23 protein-coding genes and 1 pseudogene are annotated in these 23,042 nt (G+C 66.9%); 7 read left to right on the top strand and 17 right to left on the bottom strand.

Going from position 1 to position 23,042, the window contains the following annotated elements; translation table 11 throughout:
- Positions 1 to 72 precede the first annotated feature (72 nt).
- Together C492_RS03840 and C492_RS03845 are read right to left on the bottom strand one after the other, a co-directional pair.
- Entirely contained in the window at positions 73 to 1,455 is a 1,383-nt protein-coding gene (locus C492_RS03840) for a M28 family metallopeptidase (RefSeq protein WP_008420612.1), read from the bottom strand.
- Between the two features lie 51 nt (positions 1,456 to 1,506).
- Positions 1,507 to 2,613, bottom strand: coding sequence for an oxidoreductase (locus tag C492_RS03845; protein ID WP_008420613.1), 1,107 nt, complete (start codon positions 2,611 to 2,613; stop codon positions 1,507 to 1,509).
- Between the two features lie 188 nt (positions 2,614 to 2,801).
- Between C492_RS03845 and pepF the strand changes: the two genes are divergently transcribed.
- Positions 2,802 to 4,595: an oligoendopeptidase F gene (gene pepF, locus C492_RS03850; RefSeq protein ID WP_008420614.1), complete on the top strand. Its 1,794-nt coding sequence runs from the start codon at positions 2,802 to 2,804 to the stop codon at positions 4,593 to 4,595.
- A 32-nt stretch (positions 4,596 to 4,627) separates the two neighbouring features.
- Here pepF and C492_RS24110 read toward each other — a convergent pair whose 3' ends face one another.
- On the bottom strand, positions 4,628 to 4,789 hold the full coding sequence (locus tag C492_RS24110; RefSeq protein ID WP_160166963.1) for a hypothetical protein: 162 nt from the start codon (positions 4,787 to 4,789) through the stop codon (positions 4,628 to 4,630).
- Positions 4,790 to 4,866: 77 nt separating this feature from the next.
- Positions 4,867 to 5,319 carry a hypothetical protein gene (locus tag C492_RS03855; protein ID WP_008420615.1) on the bottom strand — a complete coding sequence of 151 codons (453 nt, stop codon included), beginning with the start codon at positions 5,317 to 5,319 and terminating at the stop codon, positions 4,867 to 4,869.
- 135 nt (positions 5,320 to 5,454) lie between these two features.
- On the opposite strand from C492_RS03855, the gene C492_RS03860 reads away from it, so the two are divergent.
- From C492_RS03860 to C492_RS25090, 5 genes and pseudogenes are all read left to right on the top strand, one after another.
- On the top strand, positions 5,455 to 6,405 hold the full coding sequence (locus tag C492_RS03860; protein WP_008420616.1) for a hypothetical protein: 951 nt from the start codon (positions 5,455 to 5,457) through the stop codon (positions 6,403 to 6,405).
- Positions 6,406 to 6,520: 115 nt separating this feature from the next.
- Positions 6,521 to 7,750 (top strand): proteasome-activating nucleotidase Pan2, encoded by a 1,230-nt coding sequence (pan2, locus tag C492_RS03865; protein WP_008420618.1) that lies wholly within the window; start codon positions 6,521 to 6,523, stop codon positions 7,748 to 7,750.
- A gap of 187 nt (positions 7,751 to 7,937) precedes the next feature.
- Positions 7,938 to 8,417, top strand: a complete 480-nt coding sequence (locus C492_RS03870; RefSeq protein ID WP_008420624.1) for a pyruvoyl-dependent arginine decarboxylase — start codon at positions 7,938 to 7,940, stop codon at positions 8,415 to 8,417.
- A 58-nt stretch (positions 8,418 to 8,475) separates the two neighbouring features.
- Positions 8,476 to 8,868, top strand: a complete 393-nt coding sequence (locus C492_RS03875; RefSeq protein ID WP_008420627.1) for a DUF5811 family protein — start codon at positions 8,476 to 8,478, stop codon at positions 8,866 to 8,868.
- Positions 8,869 to 8,888: 20 nt separating this feature from the next.
- Positions 8,889 to 9,191: pseudogene (locus C492_RS25090) on the top strand (hypothetical protein); the annotation flags it as partial.
- 4 nt (positions 9,192 to 9,195) lie between these two features.
- Here C492_RS25090 and C492_RS03880 read toward each other — a convergent pair.
- The 11 genes from C492_RS03880 to ahaH all read right to left on the bottom strand — a co-directional run bounded on the left by C492_RS03880 (position 9,196) and on the right by ahaH (position 20,260).
- Positions 9,196 to 9,594 carry a DUF6276 family protein gene (locus tag C492_RS03880; protein ID WP_008420630.1) on the bottom strand — a complete coding sequence of 133 codons (399 nt, stop codon included), beginning with the start codon at positions 9,592 to 9,594 and terminating at the stop codon, positions 9,196 to 9,198.
- Between the two features lie 11 nt (positions 9,595 to 9,605).
- Positions 9,606 to 10,361, bottom strand: a complete 756-nt coding sequence (locus C492_RS03885) for a V-type ATP synthase subunit D (RefSeq protein WP_008420633.1) — start codon at positions 10,359 to 10,361, stop codon at positions 9,606 to 9,608.
- Between the two features lie 110 nt (positions 10,362 to 10,471).
- The gene (locus C492_RS03890; protein WP_008420634.1) at positions 10,472 to 12,115 is read right to left on the bottom strand and encodes a long-chain-fatty-acid--CoA ligase; all 1,644 of its coding nucleotides are present in this window, start codon (positions 12,113 to 12,115) and stop codon (positions 10,472 to 10,474) included.
- A gap of 122 nt (positions 12,116 to 12,237) precedes the next feature.
- Positions 12,238 to 13,653, bottom strand: a complete 1,416-nt coding sequence (locus tag C492_RS03895; RefSeq protein WP_008420636.1) for an ATP synthase subunit B — start codon at positions 13,651 to 13,653, stop codon at positions 12,238 to 12,240.
- Between the two features lie 2 nt (positions 13,654 to 13,655).
- On the bottom strand, positions 13,656 to 15,419 hold the full coding sequence (locus C492_RS03900) for an ATP synthase subunit A (RefSeq protein ID WP_008420645.1): 1,764 nt from the start codon (positions 15,417 to 15,419) through the stop codon (positions 13,656 to 13,658).
- A gap of 3 nt (positions 15,420 to 15,422) precedes the next feature.
- Positions 15,423 to 15,755 (bottom strand): V-type ATP synthase subunit F, encoded by a 333-nt coding sequence (locus C492_RS03905; RefSeq protein WP_008420646.1) that lies wholly within the window; start codon positions 15,753 to 15,755, stop codon positions 15,423 to 15,425.
- Complete coding sequence (locus C492_RS03910) at positions 15,752 to 16,819, bottom strand: V-type ATP synthase subunit C (protein WP_008420647.1); 1,068 nt, start codon at positions 16,817 to 16,819, stop codon at positions 15,752 to 15,754. The genes C492_RS03905 and C492_RS03910 overlap by 4 nt, the downstream gene beginning before the upstream one ends.
- Positions 16,816 to 17,397 (bottom strand): V-type ATP synthase subunit E, encoded by a 582-nt coding sequence (locus tag C492_RS03915; protein WP_008420648.1) that lies wholly within the window; start codon positions 17,395 to 17,397, stop codon positions 16,816 to 16,818. The genes C492_RS03910 and C492_RS03915 overlap by 4 nt, the downstream gene beginning before the upstream one ends.
- Before the next feature lie 22 nt (positions 17,398 to 17,419).
- Complete coding sequence (locus C492_RS03920) at positions 17,420 to 17,689, bottom strand: hypothetical protein (protein ID WP_008420649.1); 270 nt, start codon at positions 17,687 to 17,689, stop codon at positions 17,420 to 17,422.
- Between the two features lie 5 nt (positions 17,690 to 17,694).
- Entirely contained in the window at positions 17,695 to 19,941 is a 2,247-nt protein-coding gene (locus C492_RS03925; protein WP_083898737.1) for a V-type ATP synthase subunit I, read from the bottom strand.
- Positions 19,928 to 20,260 (bottom strand): ATP synthase archaeal subunit H, encoded by a 333-nt coding sequence (ahaH, locus tag C492_RS03930; protein ID WP_008420651.1) that lies wholly within the window; start codon positions 20,258 to 20,260, stop codon positions 19,928 to 19,930. Before ahaH ends, C492_RS03925 begins: the two co-directional genes overlap by 14 nt.
- Before the next feature lie 154 nt (positions 20,261 to 20,414).
- On the opposite strand from ahaH, the gene C492_RS03935 reads away from it, so the two are divergent.
- Positions 20,415 to 21,038: a methyltransferase domain-containing protein gene (locus C492_RS03935; protein ID WP_008420652.1), complete on the top strand. Its 624-nt coding sequence runs from the start codon at positions 20,415 to 20,417 to the stop codon at positions 21,036 to 21,038.
- Here C492_RS03935 and C492_RS03940 read toward each other — a convergent pair whose 3' ends face one another.
- Together C492_RS03940 and C492_RS03945 are read right to left on the bottom strand one after the other, a co-directional pair.
- Entirely contained in the window at positions 21,039 to 21,527 is a 489-nt protein-coding gene (locus C492_RS03940; RefSeq protein ID WP_008420653.1) for a type IV pilin N-terminal domain-containing protein, read from the bottom strand. It abuts the gene before it with no gap.
- A gap of 50 nt (positions 21,528 to 21,577) precedes the next feature.
- On the bottom strand, positions 21,578 to 22,777 hold the full coding sequence (locus tag C492_RS03945) for a DUF7096 domain-containing protein (protein WP_008420654.1): 1,200 nt from the start codon (positions 22,775 to 22,777) through the stop codon (positions 21,578 to 21,580).
- Positions 22,778 to 23,042 lie beyond the last annotated feature (265 nt).

Here is a 23,042-nt window from a genome sequence, read left to right on the forward strand (position 1 = left end):
TCACGGTCGTCGAGAACGGGCAAACCGCTACAGCCTGCATGTGCTCGCCACCGTACCACGGCTCGAGGGCGGTCAGTCCCACGTCGACGGCCAGATGTCGGCCGCGCGCATCCCGGCGACGTAGTCCTGGGCCTCGAAGCGCTCGCGGAGCTCGTCGGTCGAGACTCGGGGGATCTCGGTCCGAGTTAGCTCGCGAACCAGCAAGGCGGTCAGCATCGCGTGTTCCCGCAGGTTACGGGGGTCGACCTTGTCGCGGGTGTCGGCCGCCGTGTGGGTCCAGCCCCGTCCCCGCTCGCCGCCGTCGGTCGGCTCGCTGTGGAGCTGTACGGCGGGGACGCCCGCCCGAAGGAACGGCCAGTGGTCGCTGAACGGGTGAGGCTCACGGTCGTGACCGATCGGCTGGCCGACCGACTCCGTCACGTCCTCGGCGAGGGTCGCCAGCGGTTCCGAGGCGTGGGAGAGCGCCGTCAGGTTTCGGAAGCGCCCGGCGCCGTCGACGTTGACGACCGCCCGCACCGACTCGAGGTCGAGGTCCGCGGCCAGCGCCTCGGCGCCCAACAGTCCGAGCTCCTCGGAGCCGACGCCGGCGATCCGAACTCGGCACTCGAGGACGTCTTCGAGATCGGCGAGGATCGACGCGGCGCCGACGACGGTCGCGATCCCGCAGCCGTTGTCCAGCGCGCCCTCGGCGACGTCGTGGGCGTCGTAGTGCGCGAGAACGAGGAGCTCCTCGTCGGTCTCCGGGCCGAGAGTCCCGTGGACGTTCCGGCTCGAGCCGTCGGTCGTCGCGGCGTCGACGCGCAGGCGGGCTCGAGCGTCCCGCTTTGCGTACTCGACGAGCCAGTCGCGGGTTTCGGCGCTGACGCCGACGCCGGGGATTGCGGCCTCCGCGTCGAACTTCAGCGCGCCCGTCGGTGGCAGCTGACCGGAGACGTGGTTGGCGAAGACGAAGGCCTCGGCGCCCGCGGCGACCGCGTGGCCGAACTTCTCCATCCGGTGGACGAACCGCCGATCCGAGGGGGTCGTCGTGCTCGCGACCGCGATCGCGCCCCGCAGGTCGACCTCGTCGATCTCCTCGGGGGTGCCGTAGCCGACGTCGACCAGCGGCCCCTCGAGGTCGCCCGGCGGGCAGTACGGCAGGGCGATCGCCTCGAAGGAGCGCTCGCCCGCGGGGGCGTCGTCGACGTCGGTGACGGCGAACTCGGTCGTCCCCCGCTGCCAGCGTTGCATCGGAAACTCGTCGATCCGGACGTCCGCGACTCCCGCCTCCTCGAGGCCGTCGCGGACGAGCGCCGCGGCCCGCCGTTCGCCCGGGGAGCCCCCCATCCGGTTCGGCAGGGCCGTCAACCGAGTCAGCAGCTCCCGGGAGCGATCGTCGGCCCACGCGCGGCCGAGGGCGCGGGCGGTCGTCGGATCGGGCCTTCCCGCGGTCAGATCCGAGTCGTCGTCGCTCATACCGGCTCTTTCGGGCGGGTCGGCAAAAGAATCGGGGCGGGTCGGCGCCGCTCAGTCGTCCGCGGGAACCTCGGAGTCGTCGATCGACGCGTCGGGCCGGAGGATCCGCTCGAAGTCGAACGCCTCGAGCGAGCGGCCCTCGGCGACGCGGGTCGGCCAGTCGGGGTTGGCGAGCGCTCCCGTTCCGAGGGTGAGCAGGTCGGCGCCCGACTCGAGGACCCTCCGGGCCGCGTCCGGCTCCTCGAGCCCGCCGTTCGCGATCACGGGCGCGTCGCCGTAGCGGTCGGCCAGTTCGGAAAGCGTCGCGGTGCCGCCCTCGAAGGCGGGTGCCGCGACGTTCTCCTCGGTGACGTGGAGATAGTCGGCGCCGGCGTCGGAGACGGCGCCGAAGATCGCCTCGGCGTCGCCCTCCCCGCCGGGCCAGCGGTAGTCGGGGTCGTTGACCTTGCTCTGGGAGAGCCGAACGCCGACGACGAACCGCTCGGGTGTCGCGGCCCGCACGGCCTCGACGACCTCCGCCGTCAACCGGATCCGATTCTCGACGCCGCCGCCGTACTCGTCCTGGCGGCGGTTCGTGTACGTCGTGAGGAACTGATCGAGCACGTAGCCGTTCGCGCCGTGGATCTCGACGCCGTCGAAGTTCGCCTCGACCGCGCGCTCGGCGGCGGCTACGAATCCCTCGATCAGGTCGTCGATCCCCTCGGCCGTCAGCTCGCGGGGTTCGTCGAACCCGCCCTCGCCGCCGTACATCTCGAGCTGTTCGCCCTTCGGTTCGACCGCCGATGGACCGACCGTTTCGTCCTCGTAGTGGTTGCCCTGAGAGAGCGCGCCGGCGTGCATCAGCTGGGCGAAGATCGGCGAACCCTCGTCGTGGACGGCGTCGGTGACGGTCCGCCAGGCCTCGACGTGCTCGTCGGTCGCGAGGCCGGGCTGGTCGTCGTACCCTTGGCTGTGGGACGTGTCGGGGTAGGTTCCCTCGGTGAGCAGGAACGAGAACCCGCCGCGGGCGAACTTGGCGTAGTACCGGGCCATCTCCGCGGTCGCGCGACCGTCGCCCGTCGCGCTGGTCCGGGTCATCGGCGCGAGTCCGACCCGGTTCTCGAGCGTCTTGTCCCCGAGGTCGAGCGGTTCGAACAGCGGATCGTCTTCGGTTGGCATCGTCGGCCGTAGGTCGTCGACGCGGAAGTAGGGCCACCGGTCGGACGCAGGTCGCGAAATACCGACGGTCTATCCTGACGATCGGCGACCCGTCCGAATCGTCGGCCCGCGGGCGGGACTCCCCGCGATTCGAGCGGATCGGGCCCGGAACGATAAGCCTTACCTCGGGGGATCGACTCGTGGAGAGTATGAGTTCCGTACCGGAGCGCTCCGAGATCGACGAGGAGTACACGTGGGATCTCGAGAGCATCTACGCGACCGACGACGACTGGGAGGCGGCCTACGAGGCGGTCGCCGAGCGCGTCGACGAACTCGCTACCTACGAGGGGGCGGCGACCGAGGACGCCGAGACGCTGCACGCCGTCCTCGAGCTTCGCAACGAGATCATGCGGGAGGTGGCGACGGTGTTTTCCTACGCGCGGATGCGACGCGACGAGGACACGACCGACCAGGAGTACCAGGCGATGACCGCCCGGGCACAGTCGCTGGCGGCAGACGCCCAGTCCGCGGCGTCGTTCATCGAACCCGAACTCCAGAAGCTGACCCGCGAGGAGTTCGAGGCGATGGTCGACGACGTTCCCGAACTCGAGACCTACGACCACTACGTCGACGACGTGTTGCGGATGAAACCCCACACGCGATCGACGGAGGTCGAGGCCCTGCTGGCCGACCTGAGCGAGGTGACGGGCGCGACGGGGGAGGTGTACAACATGCTCTCGAACGCGGATATGTCGTTCCCGACGGTCGAGGATCCCTCCGGCGAGCCCGTCGAGATCACCCAGAGCAACTTCGTCAACCTGCTCAAACGGCCCGACCGCGAGTTCCGCAAGGAGGTGTACGAGGCGTACTTCGACGAGTGGGGAGACGTCCGGAACGCGGTCGCCGCCGCCTACAAGAACAGCGTCAAGACCGACGTCAAGATGGCCCAGGCCCGCGACTACGACACCGCCCGCGAGGCCGCCCTCGACGGGCCGAACGTCCCCGTCGAGGTCTACGACAACCTCGTCGACACCGTCGACGACAACCTCGAGAAGCTCCACCGCCACGCCGAGCTCAAACGGGAGGCCCTCGAGGTCGACGAGCTGCGGATGTGGGACCTGTACATGCCGCTGACGGCCGATAAGGGTCCCGAGATCGACTACGACCAGGCCACCGAGTACGTCGTCGACGCCCTCGAGCCGCTGGGCGAGGAGTACCGCTCCCGCGTCGCCGAGGGCCTGGACTCGCGGTGGGTCGACGTCTACGAGAGCGAGGGCAAACAGGCGGGCGCCTACTCGGGCGGCACGTACGACACCCAGCCCTTCATCCTGATGAACTACCAGGACGACATCGCCTCGATGTACACCCTGGCCCACGAGCTGGGCCACTCCATGCACTCCGAACTCACCAAGGAGGAACAGCCCTACGTCTACTCCGACTACGAGATCTTCGTGGCCGAGGTGGCCAGCACGGTCAACGAGGCGCTGCTGACGAGCCACTTACTCGAGACCGTCGAGGACCCCCACTTCCGCAAGCACGTCCTCAACGAGTTCCTCGAGCGGGTGCGCTCGACGCTGTACCGCCAGACGCTGTTCGCGGAGTTCGAACACGAGGCCCACCGCCTCGAGGAGGAAGGCGAACCGCTCACCGCCGACCGACTCGACGAAATCTACGGCGGACTCAAGGAACGGTACTACGAGCCGGCCGCGATCGACGACCGCATCGCCCGCGAGTGGATGCGCATCCCTCACTTCTACCGCGCGTTCTACGTCTACCAGTACTCGACGGGGATCTCCGCCGCGCTGGCGATCGTCGACGGGATCGAGGACGAGGGCGAATCCGCGGCCGAGGACTACCTCGACTTTCTCCGCCGGGGCTCCCGCGAGTACCCCCTCGAGTTGCTGCGGATCGCCGGCGTCGACATGAGTTCGTCCGAGCCCGTCGACCGCGCCCTCGAGACCTACGGGCGGCGACTCGACGAGCTCGAGGACTTGCTGGCGTAACGCTCCGTTCTCGTTTCCGTTCACACCGCCGCTCACCGCATCTCGAGCCCGAGGTACGCGACCCCGACCGCGACCAGCACCGCGCCGAAGCCGACGGCGAGTATCTCGCCCGCGAGGAGCCCGTAGCCGACCAGCGCGATCCCGGCGACTCCGTGCGAGGCGACGATCAGCGGTCGCCGACGTTCCCGGTTCACGTTCGCCCGGACGAACGCGGATCCGATATATCGTTCGTCCTCGAGGCGTCGCGAGCGGGACGGCCGACCCCGACGGCTCAGATCGCGACCGCGACCCCGAGTCCGACGGAGACGATCACCAGTGCCAGCACGGCGACGAGTCGCCCGCGAGCGGGCTCGCGCTCGAGATCGACGTGCGGACCGTCGATCAGCGTCTGGACGCCGAAGAACGCAAGCGACAGCGCGCCGACTCCCGCCGCGATTCCGAACAGCGGTGACGAATCGACGGTCGGTATTGCGGTGAGCAGCCAGCCGACCGCGAGCAGGATCGTTCCAGCGCCGTTTGCCTGCTGCCAGCTGACCGTTCGCCCGGCGATCCGGAGTCGGTCGGTCGCGCTCGAGAGCACGAACGCGACGCCGGCGAGACAGAACAGGACCGCGCCGACGATCGACGGCCAGCCCGACGGGTCGGCGAGCGCGAGATATCCGACCGCCGAGAGGAGCATCCCGACCCCGAGAGGCAGTGCGAGGCGGCGCTGGAAGCGAGCCATAGTAAAAGTATACCGATAGGTCGTATAACCGTTCCCCCGACGTCGTCCGAACGGAGTCGATCGCGACCGTCGATCGTCCTCGCGGATCGAAGCCACCGAAAGAGCGATACGATCACCGAGAGATGCTACGGGAGAATGCGAGAGACCATCGTCGAACCCCTCCGGCAGCCGGAGTACACCGGCGAGAACCGGTGTACGCCGTGTACGGTACTCAACCTCGCCATCGCCGGCGCGATCGGTGCGGCCGTCGCACGCAGGTCGAGAGTCGCGGGCGCCGCCGTCGTCGGGGCGTCGGCCGCCGCGATCTACCTCCGGGGGTACCTGGTCCCCGGGACGCCCGAACTGACGAAGCGGTACCTTCCGGAACGGGTGCTCCGGCTGTTCGGCAAGGCGCCGGAGCCCGAGATCCGCGGCGGACTCGTCGCGGACGAGTCGCGGGTCGACGAGGCTGGTGCGGAGGAGGCCAATCTCGAGACCGACGCCGACGAACCGAGCGCGGGTTCGGACGGCGAGTCCTCGATCGGCGATACCGACCCCGAGTCCGACCGACGGCAGTCCCCCGAACCGGAGGCGTACTTCCTCGAGAAGGGCGTCGTCGAACCCTGCGAGGAGATCGACGACCTCTGTCTGACCGCGTCGTTCGAGGGCGCCTGGAGCGCGGAGATCGACCGCGTCGACGCCGAGGCGCTCGCGGCCGCCGACGCCGCCGCGGCGCTCGGGTTCGACGCCGAGGAGGACGCGTTCGAGATCGCCAGCCACGGCGGCGACGCGCGGACGCTCCGGCGAAACGGGCGCCCGCTCGGTACGTGGCCCTCGCAAGCGGCCCTCGTCGCCGACGTCACCGCCGCCCGCGTCCTCGAGTCGTGGGATGACGACTGGGCGAGCTACGAGCCGCGAGCGAAGGGTGAACTGCTCAACGGTCTGCGGCTGTTCCTCGAGACCTGTCCGACGGGCGGGGGCGAGGTCCGCATGGGCGAGGAGACCGTCGAGTCCTGCTGTCGCTCCCGCGACGTCATCGCCGTCACCTGCGCCGAGACCGGCGAGCGACTCTTCGAGTACCCCGTCTCCCGGCTCGAACTCGAGTGAGACGGTCCGAGCGCGGACGGCGTCGCGTCCGCCCTCGAACGACGGAATCCGTTCCCAAAATCCCACCGCGACCCAAAGGCACATTTATCGTCGAAAACTAACCGACCTACAAGAGATGTCTCGAAGCCCGTCTATTCCCGACCGACCCCACCGCGAGATCGATCCCGATCTCCCCGACGACGAGCGGCTCGAGGCGCTTCGCGACCACTTCGAGGACCTCGTCGACGTCAACGAGCAGCTCTCCGAGCAACTCGACGAGGCCGAGGGCCGCAGACAGCGCCTCCAGGAGAAGTCCGACCGGGTCGAACGCGAGAACGAGACGCTGAAAAGCTCCTCGCTGTACATCGCGACCGTCGAGGACGTGATCGACGACGAGGTCATCGTCAAACAACACGGCAACAACCAGGAGGTGCTGACCGACGTCTCGCCGCGTCTGCTCGAGCGCGTCGAGGCCGGCGACCGCGTCGCCGTCAACGACTCCTTCGGGATCCAGTCGGTCCTCGAGGCCGAAACCGACGCCCGCGCCCAGGCGATGGAGATCACCGAGCGTCCGGAGGTCGACTACACCGACATCGGCGGGATCAACGAACAGATCCAGGAGGTGCGTGAAGCCGTCGAACAGCCCCTGACCAACCCCGAGATGTTCGAGGAGGTCGGCATCGACCCGCCGAGCGGCGTCCTCCTGCACGGCCCGCCGGGTACCGGGAAGACGATGCTCGCGAAGGCCGTCGCCCACGAGACCGACGCCACGTTCATCAAGATGGCCGGTTCCGAACTCGTCCGGAAGTTCATCGGCGAGGGCTCCCGACTCGTCCGAGATCTCTTCGAGATGGCCCGCGAGCGCGAGCCAGCTATCATCTTCATCGACGAGATCGACGCCGTCGCCACCACCCGCACCGAATCCAAGACCTCCGGCGACGCCGAGGTCCAGCGGACGATGATGCAGCTACTCAGCGAGATGGACGGCTTCGAGGCTCGCGGGGAGATCCGGATCATCGCAGCCACCAACCGCTTCGACATGCTCGACCGCGCGATCCTCCGCCCGGGCCGGTTCGATCGGCTCATCGAGGTCCCCGAACCCGACCGCGAGGGGCGCGAGCAGATCCTCTCGATCCACACCCGCGGCATGAACGTCGCCGACGACGTCGAGTTCGCCGCGCTGGCCGACGATACCGAGGGGTACTCCGGCGCCGACATCGAGAGCCTCGCCACCGAGGCCGGGATGTTCGCGATCCGCAACGAGCGCGAGGAGGTCCGCCAGCAGGACTTCCGCGACGCCTTGGAGAAGATCGAGGAGGACGACTCGAGCGACGTCGTCTCCTCGGCGGGATACTTCTACCAGTAGACGGTCCGGTTTCGACCGGGGTTCTCGCGGTGTATCCTCGAGGGGAGTCGGGCGACGAGCCACGTAGCAGTTAGCAGTTCCGTCGGGCAGTGTTCGTGGTGGTCTCCTTCGAGCCGTCTCTCTGTCGCTCGGTCTCACAGCGCCTCGAGATCGCAACCCCTTACGCTGCGCGTCCCCGAGCCCGAGTATGAGCACGATTCGCGTCGTCTGGGGGACCGGCTCGGCGCCCACGAAGATGGCCTCCTACGACGCCGCGCTGGCCGCAGCCGGCGTCGAGAACTACAACCTCGTCGCGGTGTCCTCGGTGATTCCCGCCGACGCCGACGTCGAGGCCGTCGGCACCGCGCCCGATCTGGGTCCGATCGGCGAGCGCCTCACGGTCGTCGAGGCTCGAGCGACCACCGCCGGTCCGGGCCGGGCGAGCGCCGCACTCGCGTGGAACCAGGCCGTCGCCGGCGGCCCGGGGCTGTTCTACGAGACCGCCGGCGAGATGGACCGCGACGACGTCGAGCGCCGCGTCCGGGAGGGTCTCGAGTCGGGCCAGGAGCTGCGGGACTGGACGTTCGACGAGCCGAGCGTCGTCGTCGAGAGCAGCCGGGCCGACGCGGGAACGTACACGACGGCGCTGGCGCTTGCGGTCTACGGCGACAGCGAGCCGATCTGTTGAGCTGCCTGAAAGCGAACGCTTTTCAAGAGGCAGGCCTATACACAGGATACAACTTCTCATGAACGGAAATACGCCGTATGCGGGGCTGCCGGGTGAGACGAGCGCTGGTCGGCGAGCCGCGGCGGACGTTCCGGAACTCTCGAGCACACAGCGGCGGACACTCAGCCGCGACGTCTCGCGGATCGCCGCCCGAACCCGCGAGTTCCTGCCCGACGAGTACGTCGTCGACGCCGACGTCGCCGGCGGTCAGTCGGGCTTTCAGGTGACCGTCGCCGTCCAGCCACCGGTCGGGCATCCCGTCAGCGCCGGCTTCCGACCCGACCTCGAGGAGGCGACCGAGGAGCTCATCACGGCGGACGAACGCGACGAGGTCGCCCGCGGGCTGGCGGCCAGCGCCGCCTTGCAGGTGAAACAGGCCGTCAGCGACAACGTGACGCCGACCGCGAAGTAGCGTTTCTTCGCCGTTAGTTGGATCGGAACTGGAACGCGGCGTTGAACGTTCTTTCTCGCGGACTTGCGGAGCTAGGAGTGGTTCACTCCGAAGAACCGTCCTCAGAATCGCAAAGCGATTCCGCTGTCGAGGCGAATCGGAGATTCGCCGACCATTGGAGAGCTTTGCTCTCCAAGAGGCTGCGAAAATCGCGTAGCGATTTTCGAACGCCCGTGGAGACTGCGGCCGCTGCGGACGCCACTTCGGTGTCTGCAAGCCGCGTCCTCGAAGCGGGAAGCCCCTGCCTCAAGGAGCCTGCGAAGCAGGCGAGTAGGCAGGGGTAGTTCACTACAGCAGTTGTTCGAGCTGGTGGCGCCGGCGCTCGAGGTCGACTGCCGGCTCGACGCTCGGATCCGCGAGGAGACGATCGATCGTCAACAGCGGATCCGTCCCGGCGCGTTCGACGTCCTCGAGCAGCGACTCGATCGCGTCGCGGTTGATCGCCAGCGAGCTCGAGAGATCGATCGCGAGAAACAGGGGAACGGCCCGTTCCGGGCGGGCGGGAACGGCGTCGCTGACGGACGACAACTCCGGATCACCGTCCGGATCGCGCTCGCGCTCCTCGACGGGCTCGACTCGCAGACAGCGGGTACAGATATCGATCGTCGAGGCCGGCGCGTGCTCGCGGTACGCGGCGGGAACGGAAACCGAAAGCGTCGTCTCGCAGTCACACGCCGAAGCTGACATGGCGTCGGAAGTCAGTCCCCGCCGGGGACGCCACCGGCGGTCGACTGGCCCATCTCCTCGGATTCGGTTCCGGCGGTGTCGCCGGTCGCGGCCGCTCTGGTCTCCTCGACGTCGTCTTTGGCCTCGCGCTCCGCCCGCTCCTCCTGTTCTTTCTTGTCCTTGATCTTCTTGAGGCGGAACGTCTCCTCGCGTTCCTGCTCCTCGAGTTTCTGTTCGATGTACTCCTGGCTGTCGTAGAGGTCGGGCAGGAGCTTGAACTCCAGGGCGTTGACGCGTCGCTTGGTGGTCTCGATCTCCCGGAGCATCTTCTTCATCGCCGTCTCGACCTCCGCGGCGAGGATGATGCTCTCGAGCAGGTCCTCGTAGGCCTCGGCGGCCTCGTCGATGCGCGCGGAGGTGCCCATGATCCCGTAGCCGCGCTGATCGAGGCTCTTCGAGACCCGGGAGGATTCGATCTGGGGGACGACGACGCCCATGATGTTCTTCGACTCGGTGGTGATCTCGGGGTGTTCCTGCAGGGCCGCGGCGGCGCCCCGAACCGCGACGTCGCCCTCCATCGCTCGGGCCATGTTGATCGTCTTCTGGGCGTCCTCGTAGTCGTCGGCCAGATCCCCGCGGACGTCCTGGGCCTTGTCCAGGATGTCCATGAACTCCATGATCAGCCCGTCCCGTTTCTTCTCGAGGGTTCCGTGCCCGCGCTCGGAGAGTTCGATCCGATCCTCGATCTCCATCAGGTTCTTGCGGGTCGGTTTGACGTCCTTGGCCATCTTGTGGATGGATTGCGCTCCCAGTCGGATAACTGTTTACAGTTTTGTGTGGCGGGAGAGCTGCCCGCTCGAGTGTGTGCCAACGCCGGGACGCTGCGAGGCACCCGCGGCTACCCCTGGCCGACCATCCCGTCTTCCTCGTCCCACTCCTGCTCGCGGAGTTCGTACTTCTGGACCTTCCCGGTCGCGGTCGTCGGCAGCACGTCGACGAACTCGATGCACTGGACGGTCTTGTAGTTCGCGAGCCGTTCCCGGGTAAACGCGACGAGGTCGTCCTCGCTGACGCCCGGTTCGTCCGGCTCGCCGCTTTCCGGGACGACGAACGCCTTCGGGGTCTCGCCCCACCGCTCGCTGGGCGACGGGATGACGGCTACGTCCGACACCTCGGGGTGGTCGAACAGAACGTCCTCGAGTTCGATACTCGAGATGTTCTCCCCGCCGGAGATGATGATGTCCTTCTTGCGGTCCTGGATCGCGATCATCCCGTTTTCGTCGATCGTCGCGAGGTCGCCGGTGTGGAAGTAGCCCTCCACGCGATCCGAAAAGGCCTCTTCGGTTTCCTCGGGTTTGTTCCAGTACCTCTCCATGACCTGGTTGCCGCGGACGACGACCTCGCCGAGGGTCTCGCCGTCCCGGGGGACGTCCTCGCCGTCCTCGTCGACGACCCGAACCTCGGTGCCCATAAAGCCCAGGCCCTGGCGTTTCTTGACCGCGAACCGGGTGTCGCTGTCGTCCTCGAAGTGTCGCCGGGCGTCCGAGGTCGTGATCAGCGGCCCGGTCTCGGTGGCGCCGTAGACGTGTTTCAGGTACCAGCCGAACTCGTCCTCGACGGTCCGCAGCGTCGCCTCCGGCGGCGCCGATCCCGCGGTCGCGATCCGGACGTCGTTCGCGCCCGTCGTCTCGACCGCGTTCTCCCCGTAGTAGTCGATCAGCATGTTCAACACCGTCGGCGCACCGCAGAGGTAGGAGACGTCCTCCTCGCGGATCGTCTCGAGGAGCCACTCGGCGTCGACCCCGCGGGTGCAGACGTGTTTCGCGCCCATCCCCGTGACGGCGTAGATGTGACCCCAGCCGTTGACGTGGAACATCGGCAGCGTCCAGAGGTAGACGTCGTCGTCGGTGAGGTTCTGGTGAACCGCGACCAGGTAGGCGTGGATCGTCTCGCCGCGGTGGGTCCGACAGACGCCCTTCGGATCGCCCGTCGTCCCCGAGGTGTAGTTGATCGTGATGATCTCGTCCTCGTGCATCTCGGGGCGATCGTACTCGGGCGAGGCGTCCTCGAGCACCCGCTCGAAGTCCTCCCACGCACCGTCGGACCCGTCAGCCGAGGATCGCCCGCCTTCGACGGCGTCGACGTCGTTCGTGATAAACGTCTCCGTCGGTACCGCCTCGCGGATCTCCTCGATCCGGTCGGCGTACTCGTAGTCGGCGTAGACGGCGTCGACGCCGGCGTCCTCGAGCATGTACGCGAAGTCCTCGGGCGTGAGCCGGTAGTTCAGCGGCGTGTGGACCGCGCCGACCTGCATCGAGCCGTAGGCCGCCACGAGGTGGTAGTGGGTGTTCGGATCGAGCACCGCGACGCGGTCTCCCTTCTCGATACCCCGCTCCTGCAGCGCCGCGGCGAACCGATCGGCGCGCTCGCCGAGTTCGTCGTAGGTGAACCGCTCGCCGTCCGTACCGACGACGGCCTCCGTGTCGCCGTAGTGCGTCCGCGCCCGATCGAGAAACTCCGTGACGAGCAGTGGCTTCTGCATCGGTTCAACGTCGAGTAACGATCGGTATGGTCGTTTTGATTCCGACGGGGAACGAGCCGGGCGAAAAATCGGACGCAGAATCGGAACCGAAGTCGCGAACGCGCTCGCGGCGGATCGTCGTTTCAGGCCTCGACTTCGGCGGCTTCGGGCTCCTCTTCGCGGTAGTGTTCCGCGATGAGGTCCTCGTCGATCCGGTTGAGCGCCTCCTTGGGCAGCATCGAGAGCAGGTCCCAGCCGAGATCGAGCGTCTCCTCGATCGAACGGTTGGTGTCGTACCCCTGCTGGACGAACTCGGTCTCGAAGCGATCGGCGAAGTCGAGGAACTGGTTGTCCCGTTCGGACAGCGCCTCGCGACCGACGATGTTCACGAGGTCGCGCAGGTCCTCACCCTCCGCGTACGCGGCGTACATCTGGTCGGAGACGTCGCCGTGGTCCTCGCGGGTGAGCCCCTCGCCGATCCCGTCGTCCATCAGCCGCGAGAGGCTCGGCAGGACGTTGATCGGTGGTTCGATCCCCTGGCTGTTCAGGTTCCGGTCCATCACGATCTGTCCCTCGGTGATGTAACCGGTCAGGTCCGGAATCGGGTGCGTGTCGTCGTCGCCGGGCATCGTCAGGATCGGGATCTGCGTGACCGATCCCTCCTGTCCCTCGATCCGACCCGCGCGCTCGTAGAGCTGGGCCAGGTCGGTGTACATGTAGCCGGGGTAGCCACGGCGACCCGGGACCTCCTCGCGGGCGGCGCCGATCTCGCGCAGCGCCTCACAGTAGTTGGTCATGTCCGTCAGGATGACCAGCACGTGGTAGTCCTTCTCGAAGGCGAGGTACTCCGCCGTCGTGAGCGCCAGCCGCGGCGTGACCTGTCGCTCGACGGCCGGGTCGTCCGCGAGGTTCATGAAGACGACCGAGCGCTCGAGCGCGCCCGTGCGCTCGAAGTCGTCCATGAACTCGTTTGCCTCCTCGGCGGTGATCCCCATCGCCCCGAAGACGACGGCGAACTCCGAACCGTCCTCGTCGTCGCCCTCCGCTTCCTCCGGGACGGTCGCCTGTCGGGCGATCTGGAGCGCGAGTTCGTTGTGGGGCAGCCCCGAGCCGGAGAAGATCGGCAGTTTCTGGCCCCGAACCAGCGTGTTCATGCCGTCGATGGCCGACACGCCGGTCTGGATGAACTCCTCGGGGTACTCGCGGGAGAAGGGGTTGATCGCTTCGCCGACGATGTCCTGGCGCTGGTCCGGAACGATCTCCGGACCGCCGTCGATCGGGTTCCCGGAGCCGTCAAGTACCCGTCCGAGCAGATCCTCGGTAACGGGCATCTTCATCGTCTCGCCCAGGAACCGAACGGAGGCGTTGCGGTCGATGCCGCCCGTCCCCTCGAAGACCTGGATCGAGACGAGCCCCTCGCTCGACTCCAGTACCTGTCCGCGCAGCGTCTCGCCCTGTGGCGTCTCGATTTCGACGATCTCGTCGTATCCGACGGGCTCGTCGACCTCGGCGAACACCAGCGGACCGCTGACTTCCGTGATGGTCTGATACTCTTTCATCGTTAGTACAGTGCTCGCAGTTGTTCTCGGAGGTCGCTCTCGAGTTCGTCGATGAACTCGTTCCACTCCTCGGCGGTGCCCATGCGGTTGAGACGTGGCGCGGCGTCGACGTCCTGGATCTCCTCGACCGGAACGCCGGCATCGAGCGCCTCGAACGCCTCGTCGTTGAACGTCTTGATCGCCTGGAGCATCCGGTAGGTCTTCTGGGGTTCGCAGTAGGTGTCGACGTCGTGCAGGGCGTTTTGCTGGAGCCAGGCCTCGCGCAGGTAGCGCGCGACCTCGAGCGTGAGCTGCTGGTCCTCCGGCAGCGCGTCCTTCCCGACGAGCTGGACGATCTCCTGCAGTTCGTCCTCCTCGTCGAGCACGTCGACGGCCCACTGACGGACCTCGGGCCAGTCGCTCTCGACGTTTGCCTCCCACCACGGGTCGAGCTGGTCCTTGTACAGCGAGTAGGACTCGTTCCAGTCGATCGCCGGGAAGTGCCGACGCTCCGCGAGGTCGGCGTCAAGCGCCCAGAACGTCTTGACGATACGCAGCGTGTTCTGGGTGACGGGTTCGGAGAAGTCACCGCCGGGCGGCGAGACGGCGCCGACGACCGAAATCGAGCCCTCGCCGCCGTTGATCAGCTGGAACTTGCCGGCGCGCTCGTAGAACTCCGACAGCGACGCGGCGAGATAGGCGGGATAGCCCTCCTCGCCGGGCATCTCCTCGAGCCGGCTCGAGATCTCTCGCATGGCCTCGGCCCACCGGGAGGTGGAGTCGGCCATCAGCGCGACGTCGTAGCCCATGTCGCGGTAGTACTCCGCGATCGTGATTCCCGTGTAGATACAGGACTCGCGGGCCGCGACGGGCATGTTCGACGTGTTCGCGATGAGGCAGGTCCGGGCCATCAGCGGGTTCCCAGTCTGGGGGTCCGGCAGCTCCGGGAAGTCCTCGATGACCTCGGTCATCTCGTTGCCCCGTTCGCCACAGCCGATGTAGACGACGATGTCCGCGTCGGACCACTTCGCGAGCTGTTGCTGGGTGACGGTCTTGCCGGAGCCGAACGGACCCGGAATCGCGGCGGTGCCGCCCTTCGCGAGCGGGAAGAGACCGTCCTGGATGCGCTGTCCGGTCACCAGGGGTTCGGTCGGCGTCTCCTTGTCGCCGGCGGGCCGGGCCTGACGGACCGGCCACTCCTGGTGCATCTGGATCTCCTCGCCGTTGTCGAGTTCGACGACGGTCTCCTCGACGGTGAACTCGCCGCTCTCGACGGCCGTCACTTCGCCGCCCTCGTAGTCCGGCGGCACCATCACCTTGTGCTCGATGGTGACGGTTTCGGGAACGCTCCCGACGACGTCGCCGGGCTCGACCTCGTCGCCGACCTCGACCTCGGGGGTGAACTCCCACTCCTTCTCGAGGTCGATCCCGGGGGCGTCGACGCCGCGGTCGAGGAACGCGGTCCCCATCTTGTCCTCGAGGACGTCGAGCGGGCGCTGGACGCCGTCGTAGATGGAGTCCATCATCCCCGGGCCGAGGTCGACCGAGAGCGGTTCGCCCGTGTTCTGGACGGGTTCGCCCGGGCCGACGCCGGAGGTTTCCTCGTAGACCTGAATCGTGGTCAGGTTCCCTTCGATCTCGATGACCTCGCCCATCAGTCCTTCGTCGCCGACGTAGACGACGTCGTTCATCCGGGCGTCGAGGTCCGTGGCGGTCACGACCGGACCGCTCACGCTTTCGATTACACCGTCTTCGTCGACGGATTCGATGTCTTCTGCCTGGCTCATAGTTTAGTCTTGCTCGTCCTCTTCCATCAGGTCGATGCCGATCGCGCGCTTGATCTGCTCGCGCAGTCCGCCGCCACCGGTTCCGCTGCCGATCGTGACGACGACCGGTTCGACGCTCGTTTCGACCTCCTGACGGACGCCCCGCGAGAGGTACTCGAGGTCGTCGTCGTGCATGACGACGATCCCGACGTCCTCGTCCTCGAGGGCGGCCGTCGCCGCGTCGTCGAGCGACGCGTCCTTCTCGTCGTCCGGAACGTTCTCGAAGCGGCGAACGCCCGCGAGTCGGAACCCGGTAGTGAACTCCGGACTGCCGACGACTGCGATCTCCTGACTCATAGGATCACCAGTTCCTCCTCGATCTCGCTTTCGGTCAGCCCGACCTCCCGGCCGCGTGCGATCGCGCGGATGTTCTCGACCTCGCGCTCCTTGGCGAGGATGTACGAGAGCACGGCCGAGACCGACGTCGGGTAGATGCTCGAGAGCGTGTCGGCGTACTCGAGCAACGCGGCGTCTAGTGCGTGCTCGAACTGGATAAGGCTGTCAGCATCGCGGAGCCGATCCAGCGCGGCCGAGAGTCGGTCGCCGTAGCGCTTGTTCTCGGCGATGTGATCGACGAGCTCGTCGTAGTTCCCGACGAGTCGACTCAGCTCCGATTCGTCGAACAGCACGCCGCCCTCGATGTAGTAGCTGGCGGGGTCGAGGTCGGCGCCGCTTCGCGCGAGCCGCAGGGCGTTCCGGGCGTTTCGAAAGTCGATCTCCGCCTGGAGGAACTCCACGTAGAGCGCCTCGGGGCCCTCCGACGGCTCGTATCCGAACGATCGCGTGACGTCCTCGAGGAGGTGTTCGAAGAAGGCCCGGTCAAGGGCGTTCTCGAGGGGAACGAGCGCACCGGTTTCCTCGTACTCCTCGTAGGCCTCGCTCAGGGGGTCGTAGTAGATCGTGCCGTACAGCACCTCGATGGCGTCTTCGATCGTGTCGACCTCGAGCAGCCGGTCGATCGTTCGGTCCTCGAGGTCGCCGGCCCGGATAAGGTCGGTCTGGATGGCCTCGGCGTCCGAGTCCGTGTAGATCCCGCGGATGATCGTCTTGAGGTTCCAGACGTCGAACTTCCGGAGGTAGCGGGCGATGAGATCGTAGAGCCGTCCGTCGGCCCAGTCCAACATGTCGTCGAAGTGCTTCGCGAGGTTGCGGTTCAGCGCGTACTCGATCAGATCGACGCCCGAGAACCGGGAGCCGAGCGCGTTGATCTCGCGCTCGTACTCCGTCTCTTCCATGAACCGTGCGATCTCGCTCGGCCCCATCCGGATCAGCTTGCGGTAGTCTTCGTCGGAGAACAGCGAGGCTCGGCGCGACCGAACGCGAGCGTTCACGTATTCCGGATTCGAGGCTCCCGCACTCATTGCTCGAACAGTCGGTTGCTGATCTCCCGAAGGTTGTCCTCCCACACGTCCTCGAGCACCGAATCGAACGTGTTGTTCACGCGGACCCGGGACTGCTGGCTCTCGACGACGACACCGCCGAGGCAGTCGTGTTCGCCGCCGAACTCGTACCCGTCGTAGTCCTCGAGGATCGATTCGATCAGCTCCCGGTCGTCGGCGCGACCGTAGACGCGAACGTCGTCGCCCGCGTCGAACTCCTCGCTCGCGGCCTCGAGCAGGTCGCGGGTCAGCGCCTCCCGGGGGCCGCCCTCGAGGTCGGCGAGCTCCGCTTCGACCTCCTCGCGGACGTCGCCGAGTACCTCGCGGCGGGCCTCCAGCCGCTTCTGTTTCGCCTCCAGCTTCGCGCTGGAGAGTCGCTGTTCGCGTAGTTGTTCGGCCTCGCGCTCGGCCTCCGTTTCGGCGGTTTCGACGATCTCGGCGGCGTCCTCCTCGGCGGCCGACTCGATCTCCTCGGCGCGAGTTTCGCCCTCGCCGCGGATAGCCTCCGCACGCGCGCGGGCTTCCTCCCGAACGTCTTCTACGACTGTGTCCAAACTCATTATAAGAGAAGGGTCGCGGTGGTTATCCGACGATGAAGACGACGACCAGCGCCAGGATCACGAGCGTCTCCGGAAGGACGGTCATGATCAGTCCCGGAACGAACATGTCGTCGTCCTCGGCGATCGCACCGACGGCGGCAGCGCCGATCCCTCGCTCGGCGTATCCCGCTGCGAGCGCGGCGAGACCGACTGCGAGCGCCGCTGCACCCGCGTCGTTGAAAGCCGGGCTGCCAGCCGCTTCTTCCGCTTGCAGTACAACGTCCGCCAGTTCAGGTCCGATTTCGGCTACCATTATTCTTAATCCTCACTGTAGGTTCGATCGTGTCCGAACGGTTCGTAGTTGTCTCCACCGCCTTCATAAAACTTGTTAAAGAATTCGACGTACTCGAGGCGCACAGCCTGTAAGCCGGCGCTTGTCACGCCAAGGATTAGCACGACGAGATGGCCGAGCACGAGGATGACCAGCCCACCGACGAGGGCCGCGGTTCCCGAGTGCATCAGCCCGTCGAAGATGACGGTGGCCTCGCCGCCGTAGGTCTCGGCGACGTAGCTCGGCTCGTGCGTTCGCAGGAAGTGGAACGCGCCGTCGGGATCCTCGTAGGCCCCGAAGAACAGCAGGTTGACCACGAAGGCCATCCCGGCCTTCGCGAGCAACACCGCCCCCATCCGGGTGTACGAGAAGACGTTGACGACGACGTCGAGGGCCTCGACGGCCTCGACGGGTTCGCTCACCACGAGCATGACGAGCCCGATCAGGAACACGAGCAGCGGTACCGTCAGCAGGAACCCGCCCAGTACCGGAATCGACTCCGGGAACGCGAACAGCCCCATCTCAGGGAAGCCGTTGAACCCGATCGGGAAGGGCCCGTCGCTGGCGAACGTCTCGAACAGGAAGTCGGGCTTCGAGCCCGCGCCGTGTTCGGAGAAGATCCAGATCCAGATGCCGTTGAGCATCAGGAGCCACGAGCCACTGTGGAAAAGGGCGTCCTTGAGGCCGTGACTCAGGTTCTCGTAGAAGTCGAGCACGTACCCGATGTTGAGGTGGACGATTCCGGCGAGTACGCTCACGACCATCCAACCGAGCGCGAACTCGGCGGCGCCGGGCTCGAGTCCCTTGTTCAGCGGCAGGAGCTCGACGTTCAGCAGGTCGTGCCAGAGCACCTCGCCGAGCACGTGCAGCCCGAAGATCTCGCCGTAGATGATCCCGAACAGGATCGTGAACGCACCGGCCCAGATGGCGACGCCGCCGAGGCTGGTGACGCCCTTGCTATCGAACTGCGTGGCCATGTACGCGCCGATGGCGACGTACAGGATCCCGTACCCGACGTCGCCGATCATGAACCCGAAGAACGCCGGGAACGTCAGGAACAGGAAGATCGTCGGATCCAGCTCGCTGTACTTCGGCTGGTTGACGGCCTGGACCAGCACCTCGAACGGCTTCGCCGGTCCGGGGTTGTCCTGAACCGTCGGCGGCTCGTCGCCCATCGTCACCGCGGAGCCGCCGTCCGTGACGGCCGTTTGCTGTTGGTCGTCGGCGACGTCCTCCTCGTCCTCGGCCGCCGAGGGGGTCCCCTTCTGGACATCCTCGGTGTGGCTGTGTGCGCCGTGGCGGTCGTAGTCCGCTCGCTCGAGCTCTTCGATCACGACGCCGTCGCCGACGGCGCCGCGCAGCGCGTCGACGAGCGAGTCGTACTCGTCGGACGGGATCCACCCCTCCGCGATGAACGCTCGGTCGCTGGTCGCGAACTGCAGGGGCGCCTCGGCGCGCTGGACCTCGATGGACAGCTCCTCCTCGACGCGTAACAGGAACGACCCCTCGGTGTCCTTGATCTCGGCGAGTTCGGCGTCGATCTCCTCGAGCTCGGACTCGAGCTCTCGCTTTCGGTCCTCGAGGTCGGCGACGTAGGCCTCCGGACTCTTGTCGGTCTCCGGAATCGGGTGGCGGGCGAACTCGACGCCGACGAGCGCGTCGTCGACGACGTTGTCCGCGTCGGCGTCTTCGGTCGGCGCGGCGACGACGGCGACCGTGTCGCCGCCGGTGAACGTCTCGAAGGCGCGAACGTCGTCGTCGGCCGCCAGGGCCGCTTCGACGTCGTCGACCGATCCCTCGCCGACGAGCACGTCGACGGATTCGTACCCCGAGAGCAGATCGAGGTCGATCCCCAGCTCGGCGAAGGGGGCGACCCGATCGATCCGCTCCTCGAGTCGGCGCAGCTCGTCGCGGATCTCACCGCGGCGGTCGTCGAGCTCGTTGATCCGGGTTCGGATGCGCTCGAGTCGCTCCTCCCAGTCGTCGTCGATCGTGCCCGGTGCGGTGTCCTCCTCGGAGAGATCGAGCGCGCTCTCGAGGGCCCGAACGGTTACCAGCTTCTCGGAGGCGTCTTCGGCCCCCTCGATCGGGTTTCCGTTGTCGAATCCCGCCCAGGAGCCGTCGTAGTCCGAGAGGTGGACCAGGTTCAGCTCGTGGATCGTCTCGATGACCGCGGGCATGACGCCCTTGGAACCGGCCACCGAGACCTTGCTCATCCGCTCAGGTCTGAGCATGGACGTCCTCCTGGAACAGTTCGACGACGTAGTCGGTCACTTCGTCGACCCGGTCCCGGGCACGCGAGGCGAGCTCCTCGCGCTCCTGTTCGCCCTCGCGGAGGACGCGCTCGCACTCCTCGTCGATCTCCGCGCGCGCCTCCTCCAGGCGGCGCTCCTTGAGCTCCTGCGCTTCCTGTTCCGCTTCCGTGCGGATCTCCTCGGCGCGTTTCCGGGCCTCGGCGATCCGCTCGTCGCGGTCGTCTTCTGCCTGTGCGACGATCTCGTCGGCCTCTTCCTCCGCCGACTGTATTCGTTCGAGAACCTGTGGCCTCGGCATACTCTAAGCACCCGAAGTTTGCAGCAACGCGTATATGGTAGTTGCGAAAGTAGCCCGATCGATCGCCGCTCGCGGCGGCGAGGCGCGAGCGGTGAACTCCCGCGATCGTCGGGGAACAGCAGACATATGCCGGTTCGATCGCAATCCGTCCCCAATGGGAGTTCTCGAGAACAAGGCCCGGGCGCGGCTGTTCTATAAGTACCTCTCGACGGTGTACGATCGGATCAACCCGTTTATCTGGAACGAACGGATGCGGGAGGAGGCCCTCGAGCTGCTCGAGCTCGAGCCCGATTCGACGGTGCTCGACGTGGGCTGTGGCACCGGGTTCGCGACCGAGGGACTGCTCGAGCACGTCGACGAGGTCTATGCCCTCGACCAGAGCGAACACCAGCTCGAGCAGGCCTACGCCAAGTTCGGAAAGCGAGCCCCGCCGGTACAGTTCCACCGCGGCGACGCCGAGCGGCTCCCGTTCGCGACGGACACGTTCGACGTCGTCTGGTCGTCGGGGTCGATCGAGTACTGGCCGAATCCGATCCTCGCGCTCCGGGAGTTTCGCCGCGTGTTGAAACCCGGCGGACAGGTGCTCGTCGTCGGACCGAACTACCCGGACAACCCGATCGCCCAGCGGCTCGCGGACGCGATGATGCTGTTTTACGACGAGTACGAGGCCGACAGAATGTTCAAGCGGGCCGGCTTCGAGGACGTCCGTCACGCCTTCATGGGCCCCGAGTACGAGCCCGAAGTCGCGATCACGACGATCGGGCGCGCCCCCGAGTAATCAGTCGGCGGTCGTCTCGAGCGCGGCGACCTGTCGGCCGCCGACGGCCAGCGTCACGGAGACCGCGTCGCCGGAACCGATCGTCGGCTCGTTGGTACCCGCCACGGAGAGCGTCGCGCGTTCGCCGGCGGTCCAGGTCGAGTCGCTCGCCGAGTTGAACGGCCCGCTGGGCGCCTGATCGAAACCCGTCGCTCCGGCGAAGGGAACCGGGGGTTGGTGGGCCAGCGGTTCGCCGTCTACGGCGATCGTCACCGACAGCTCGTCGACCTCGACGGGATCGCCGGCGACGTGTTCGAGGGTGATCGTTCCCTCGTCGCCGTCGGCCGCGAGATCGAACGCTACCGGACCCCGGGCCGGCCCCGGACTCAACCCGCCGGTAGCGACCGCGACGACCGTCGCAAGCGCGACGGCGACGGCGATCAGGAGAACGACACCGAGGACGGGCGCGATCCCGCGCTCGCCGATCGGTCCGTGGGGGGATGTCCGCATCACGCGAGCTCTGGCCTCCCCTTCCGATATAAACCGTCGGCTCGGGGCGACTACGCCGCCGAGTTCGAGACCGATCCCTCGACCGCGCCGGCGTCGGATTCAGCTCGCAGATCAAACCCGTCGTCAGGTGGCAGGATCCACAGCGAACCGTCCGATCCCGTCTCGCCGACTGGTTCGCCGTCGACCGACACCGCGGCGGACACCGGGTCACCGGTTTCGGCGTCCGCAACCGTCACCTCGGCCGGTCCGTTCGCGGCGGTCTCGTTGATCGCGAGCACGAGGCCGCCGTCGATCCACCGACTCTCGTTGACCGTCGGGAACTGCTCGTGATCGAGCGTCTGCAGCTCCCGGTGGACCGCGCTCGTTCCGCCGTCGAGGTAGGCGGTCAGCCGTCCCTGATCGTGGATCGCCCGAATCCGGTACAGCTGGACGCCCCGACTCTCGACGGCGTCCGAGGAGTGGGTCTCGTGGTCGGCGTCGAACACCCACGGGTACAGCTCCTGAGCGGTGTCGTGTGCGTCGGTGATGTCTTCGAACTGGTTGGGCCGACTCGCGTTCCGACCGTCGAACCGGGTCGTCTCTCGAACGTAGTTTCGGTCAAGCAGGGAAACCGAGTAGCCGGTTTCGGCGGTTCGGACGGCCAGCCGCTTTCGGTTGCTCCCGAACCGGTCGGGTGTCGTCTCGAGTTGCGAGCGGACGTCGGTCCGGTACATCTCCAGGACACTCTTGTCGTTTCGGATCGAGATCGAGTACCCCGGGATCCGGTCCGCGTAGGCGACGAGTTCGTCGAGCGCGCTCGCGATCACGTCGGACTCGTGGTAGTTCCGGGAGAACGTCTGCAACAGCCTGGTCGTCGACCGGTCGTTCGTCGCGTGCGCCCGCACCGCCTCTCGTTCGCGGGCCTCGAGCGCGTCGATGCGCTCTCGCAGTCGACCGTACCCCGCGCTCACCATCTCCTCGCGCTCCTCGTTCGAGGCGTCGTCGAACCCGTCTCGAACGATTCGCTCCTGTTCGTAGTCGACTCTGAGCTCGTCGTCCGCGGTCATGAGCGACGTTCCGAGGTCGTCGCCGTACTCGAGTCGCTCGCTTCGCACCTCCTCGCCGGGGTCGAGACGGTTCGTCGTTCCGTTCGTCTCGACGAACACCTGTTCCGGCGCGTCCGCTCCCGCGGTCCGCTCGTCCGGTCCGGCCGCTGACACCGCCGTCGCGGGCAGCGAGAGGACGAGCAGCCCCGCGAGAAGGACGGCCATCGCATCCTTCATCGATACACCGTAAGAACTCATGATATAAAATACGATCGGCGATTCTCGCCACGGATCGATCGAGAGGGGAGGAGATGGGACGAGCGGTGCTGTGCCGTTTTATTTCCCATAGAAAGTGTTTTTACTCTGAGAATAGCGGTAGTATGTATGCGGCTCTCGACCGTCGTGTCAGTTGTGCTGGCGGTTCTCCTCGTCGGTTCGGGTCCCGGTGCGATCGCCGCCGTCCCGTCGGTAGCTGTCTCTTATACACATC

The sequence above is a fragment of the Natronococcus jeotgali DSM 18795 genome (assembly GCF_000337695.1).
Taxonomy (GTDB): Archaea; Halobacteriota; Halobacteria; order Halobacteriales; family Natrialbaceae; genus Natronococcus; species Natronococcus jeotgali.

What these genes read in the sequence shown, in the direction of transcription:
- C492_RS03840 (WP_008420612.1), bottom strand. Translation starts at nt 1,455, where the DNA reads ATGAGCGACGACGACTCGGATCTGACCGCGGGAAGGCCCGATCCGACG.
- C492_RS03845 (WP_008420613.1), bottom strand. Translation starts at nt 2,613, where the DNA reads ATGCCAACCGAAGACGATCCGCTGTTCGAACCGCTCGACCTCGGGGAC.
- pepF (WP_008420614.1), top strand. Translation starts at nt 2,802, where the DNA reads ATGAGTTCCGTACCGGAGCGCTCCGAGATCGACGAGGAGTACACGTGG.
- C492_RS03855 (WP_008420615.1), bottom strand. Translation starts at nt 5,319, where the DNA reads ATGGCTCGCTTCCAGCGCCGCCTCGCACTGCCTCTCGGGGTCGGGATG.
- C492_RS03860 (WP_008420616.1), top strand. Translation starts at nt 5,455, where the DNA reads ATGCGAGAGACCATCGTCGAACCCCTCCGGCAGCCGGAGTACACCGGC.
- pan2 (WP_008420618.1), top strand. Translation starts at nt 6,521, where the DNA reads ATGTCTCGAAGCCCGTCTATTCCCGACCGACCCCACCGCGAGATCGAT.
- C492_RS03870 (WP_008420624.1), top strand. Translation starts at nt 7,938, where the DNA reads ATGAGCACGATTCGCGTCGTCTGGGGGACCGGCTCGGCGCCCACGAAG.
- C492_RS03875 (WP_008420627.1), top strand. Translation starts at nt 8,476, where the DNA reads ATGAACGGAAATACGCCGTATGCGGGGCTGCCGGGTGAGACGAGCGCT.
- C492_RS03880 (WP_008420630.1), bottom strand. Translation starts at nt 9,594, where the DNA reads ATGTCAGCTTCGGCGTGTGACTGCGAGACGACGCTTTCGGTTTCCGTT.
- C492_RS03885 (WP_008420633.1), bottom strand. Translation starts at nt 10,361, where the DNA reads ATGGCCAAGGACGTCAAACCGACCCGCAAGAACCTGATGGAGATCGAG.
- C492_RS03890 (WP_008420634.1), bottom strand. Translation starts at nt 12,115, where the DNA reads ATGCAGAAGCCACTGCTCGTCACGGAGTTTCTCGATCGGGCGCGGACG.
- C492_RS03895 (WP_008420636.1), bottom strand. Translation starts at nt 13,653, where the DNA reads ATGAAAGAGTATCAGACCATCACGGAAGTCAGCGGTCCGCTGGTGTTC.
- C492_RS03900 (WP_008420645.1), bottom strand. Translation starts at nt 15,419, where the DNA reads ATGAGCCAGGCAGAAGACATCGAATCCGTCGACGAAGACGGTGTAATC.
- C492_RS03905 (WP_008420646.1), bottom strand. Translation starts at nt 15,755, where the DNA reads ATGAGTCAGGAGATCGCAGTCGTCGGCAGTCCGGAGTTCACTACCGGG.
- C492_RS03910 (WP_008420647.1), bottom strand. Translation starts at nt 16,819, where the DNA reads ATGAGTGCGGGAGCCTCGAATCCGGAATACGTGAACGCTCGCGTTCGG.
- C492_RS03915 (WP_008420648.1), bottom strand. Translation starts at nt 17,397, where the DNA reads ATGAGTTTGGACACAGTCGTAGAAGACGTTCGGGAGGAAGCCCGCGCG.
- C492_RS03920 (WP_008420649.1), bottom strand. Translation starts at nt 17,689, where the DNA reads ATGGTAGCCGAAATCGGACCTGAACTGGCGGACGTTGTACTGCAAGCG.
- C492_RS03925 (WP_083898737.1), bottom strand. Translation starts at nt 19,941, where the DNA reads ATGCTCAGACCTGAGCGGATGAGCAAGGTCTCGGTGGCCGGTTCCAAG.
- ahaH (WP_008420651.1), bottom strand. Translation starts at nt 20,260, where the DNA reads ATGCCGAGGCCACAGGTTCTCGAACGAATACAGTCGGCGGAGGAAGAG.
- C492_RS03935 (WP_008420652.1), top strand. Translation starts at nt 20,415, where the DNA reads ATGGGAGTTCTCGAGAACAAGGCCCGGGCGCGGCTGTTCTATAAGTAC.
- C492_RS03940 (WP_008420653.1), bottom strand. Translation starts at nt 21,527, where the DNA reads ATGCGGACATCCCCCCACGGACCGATCGGCGAGCGCGGGATCGCGCCC.
- C492_RS03945 (WP_008420654.1), bottom strand. Translation starts at nt 22,777, where the DNA reads ATGGCCGTCCTTCTCGCGGGGCTGCTCGTCCTCTCGCTGCCCGCGACG.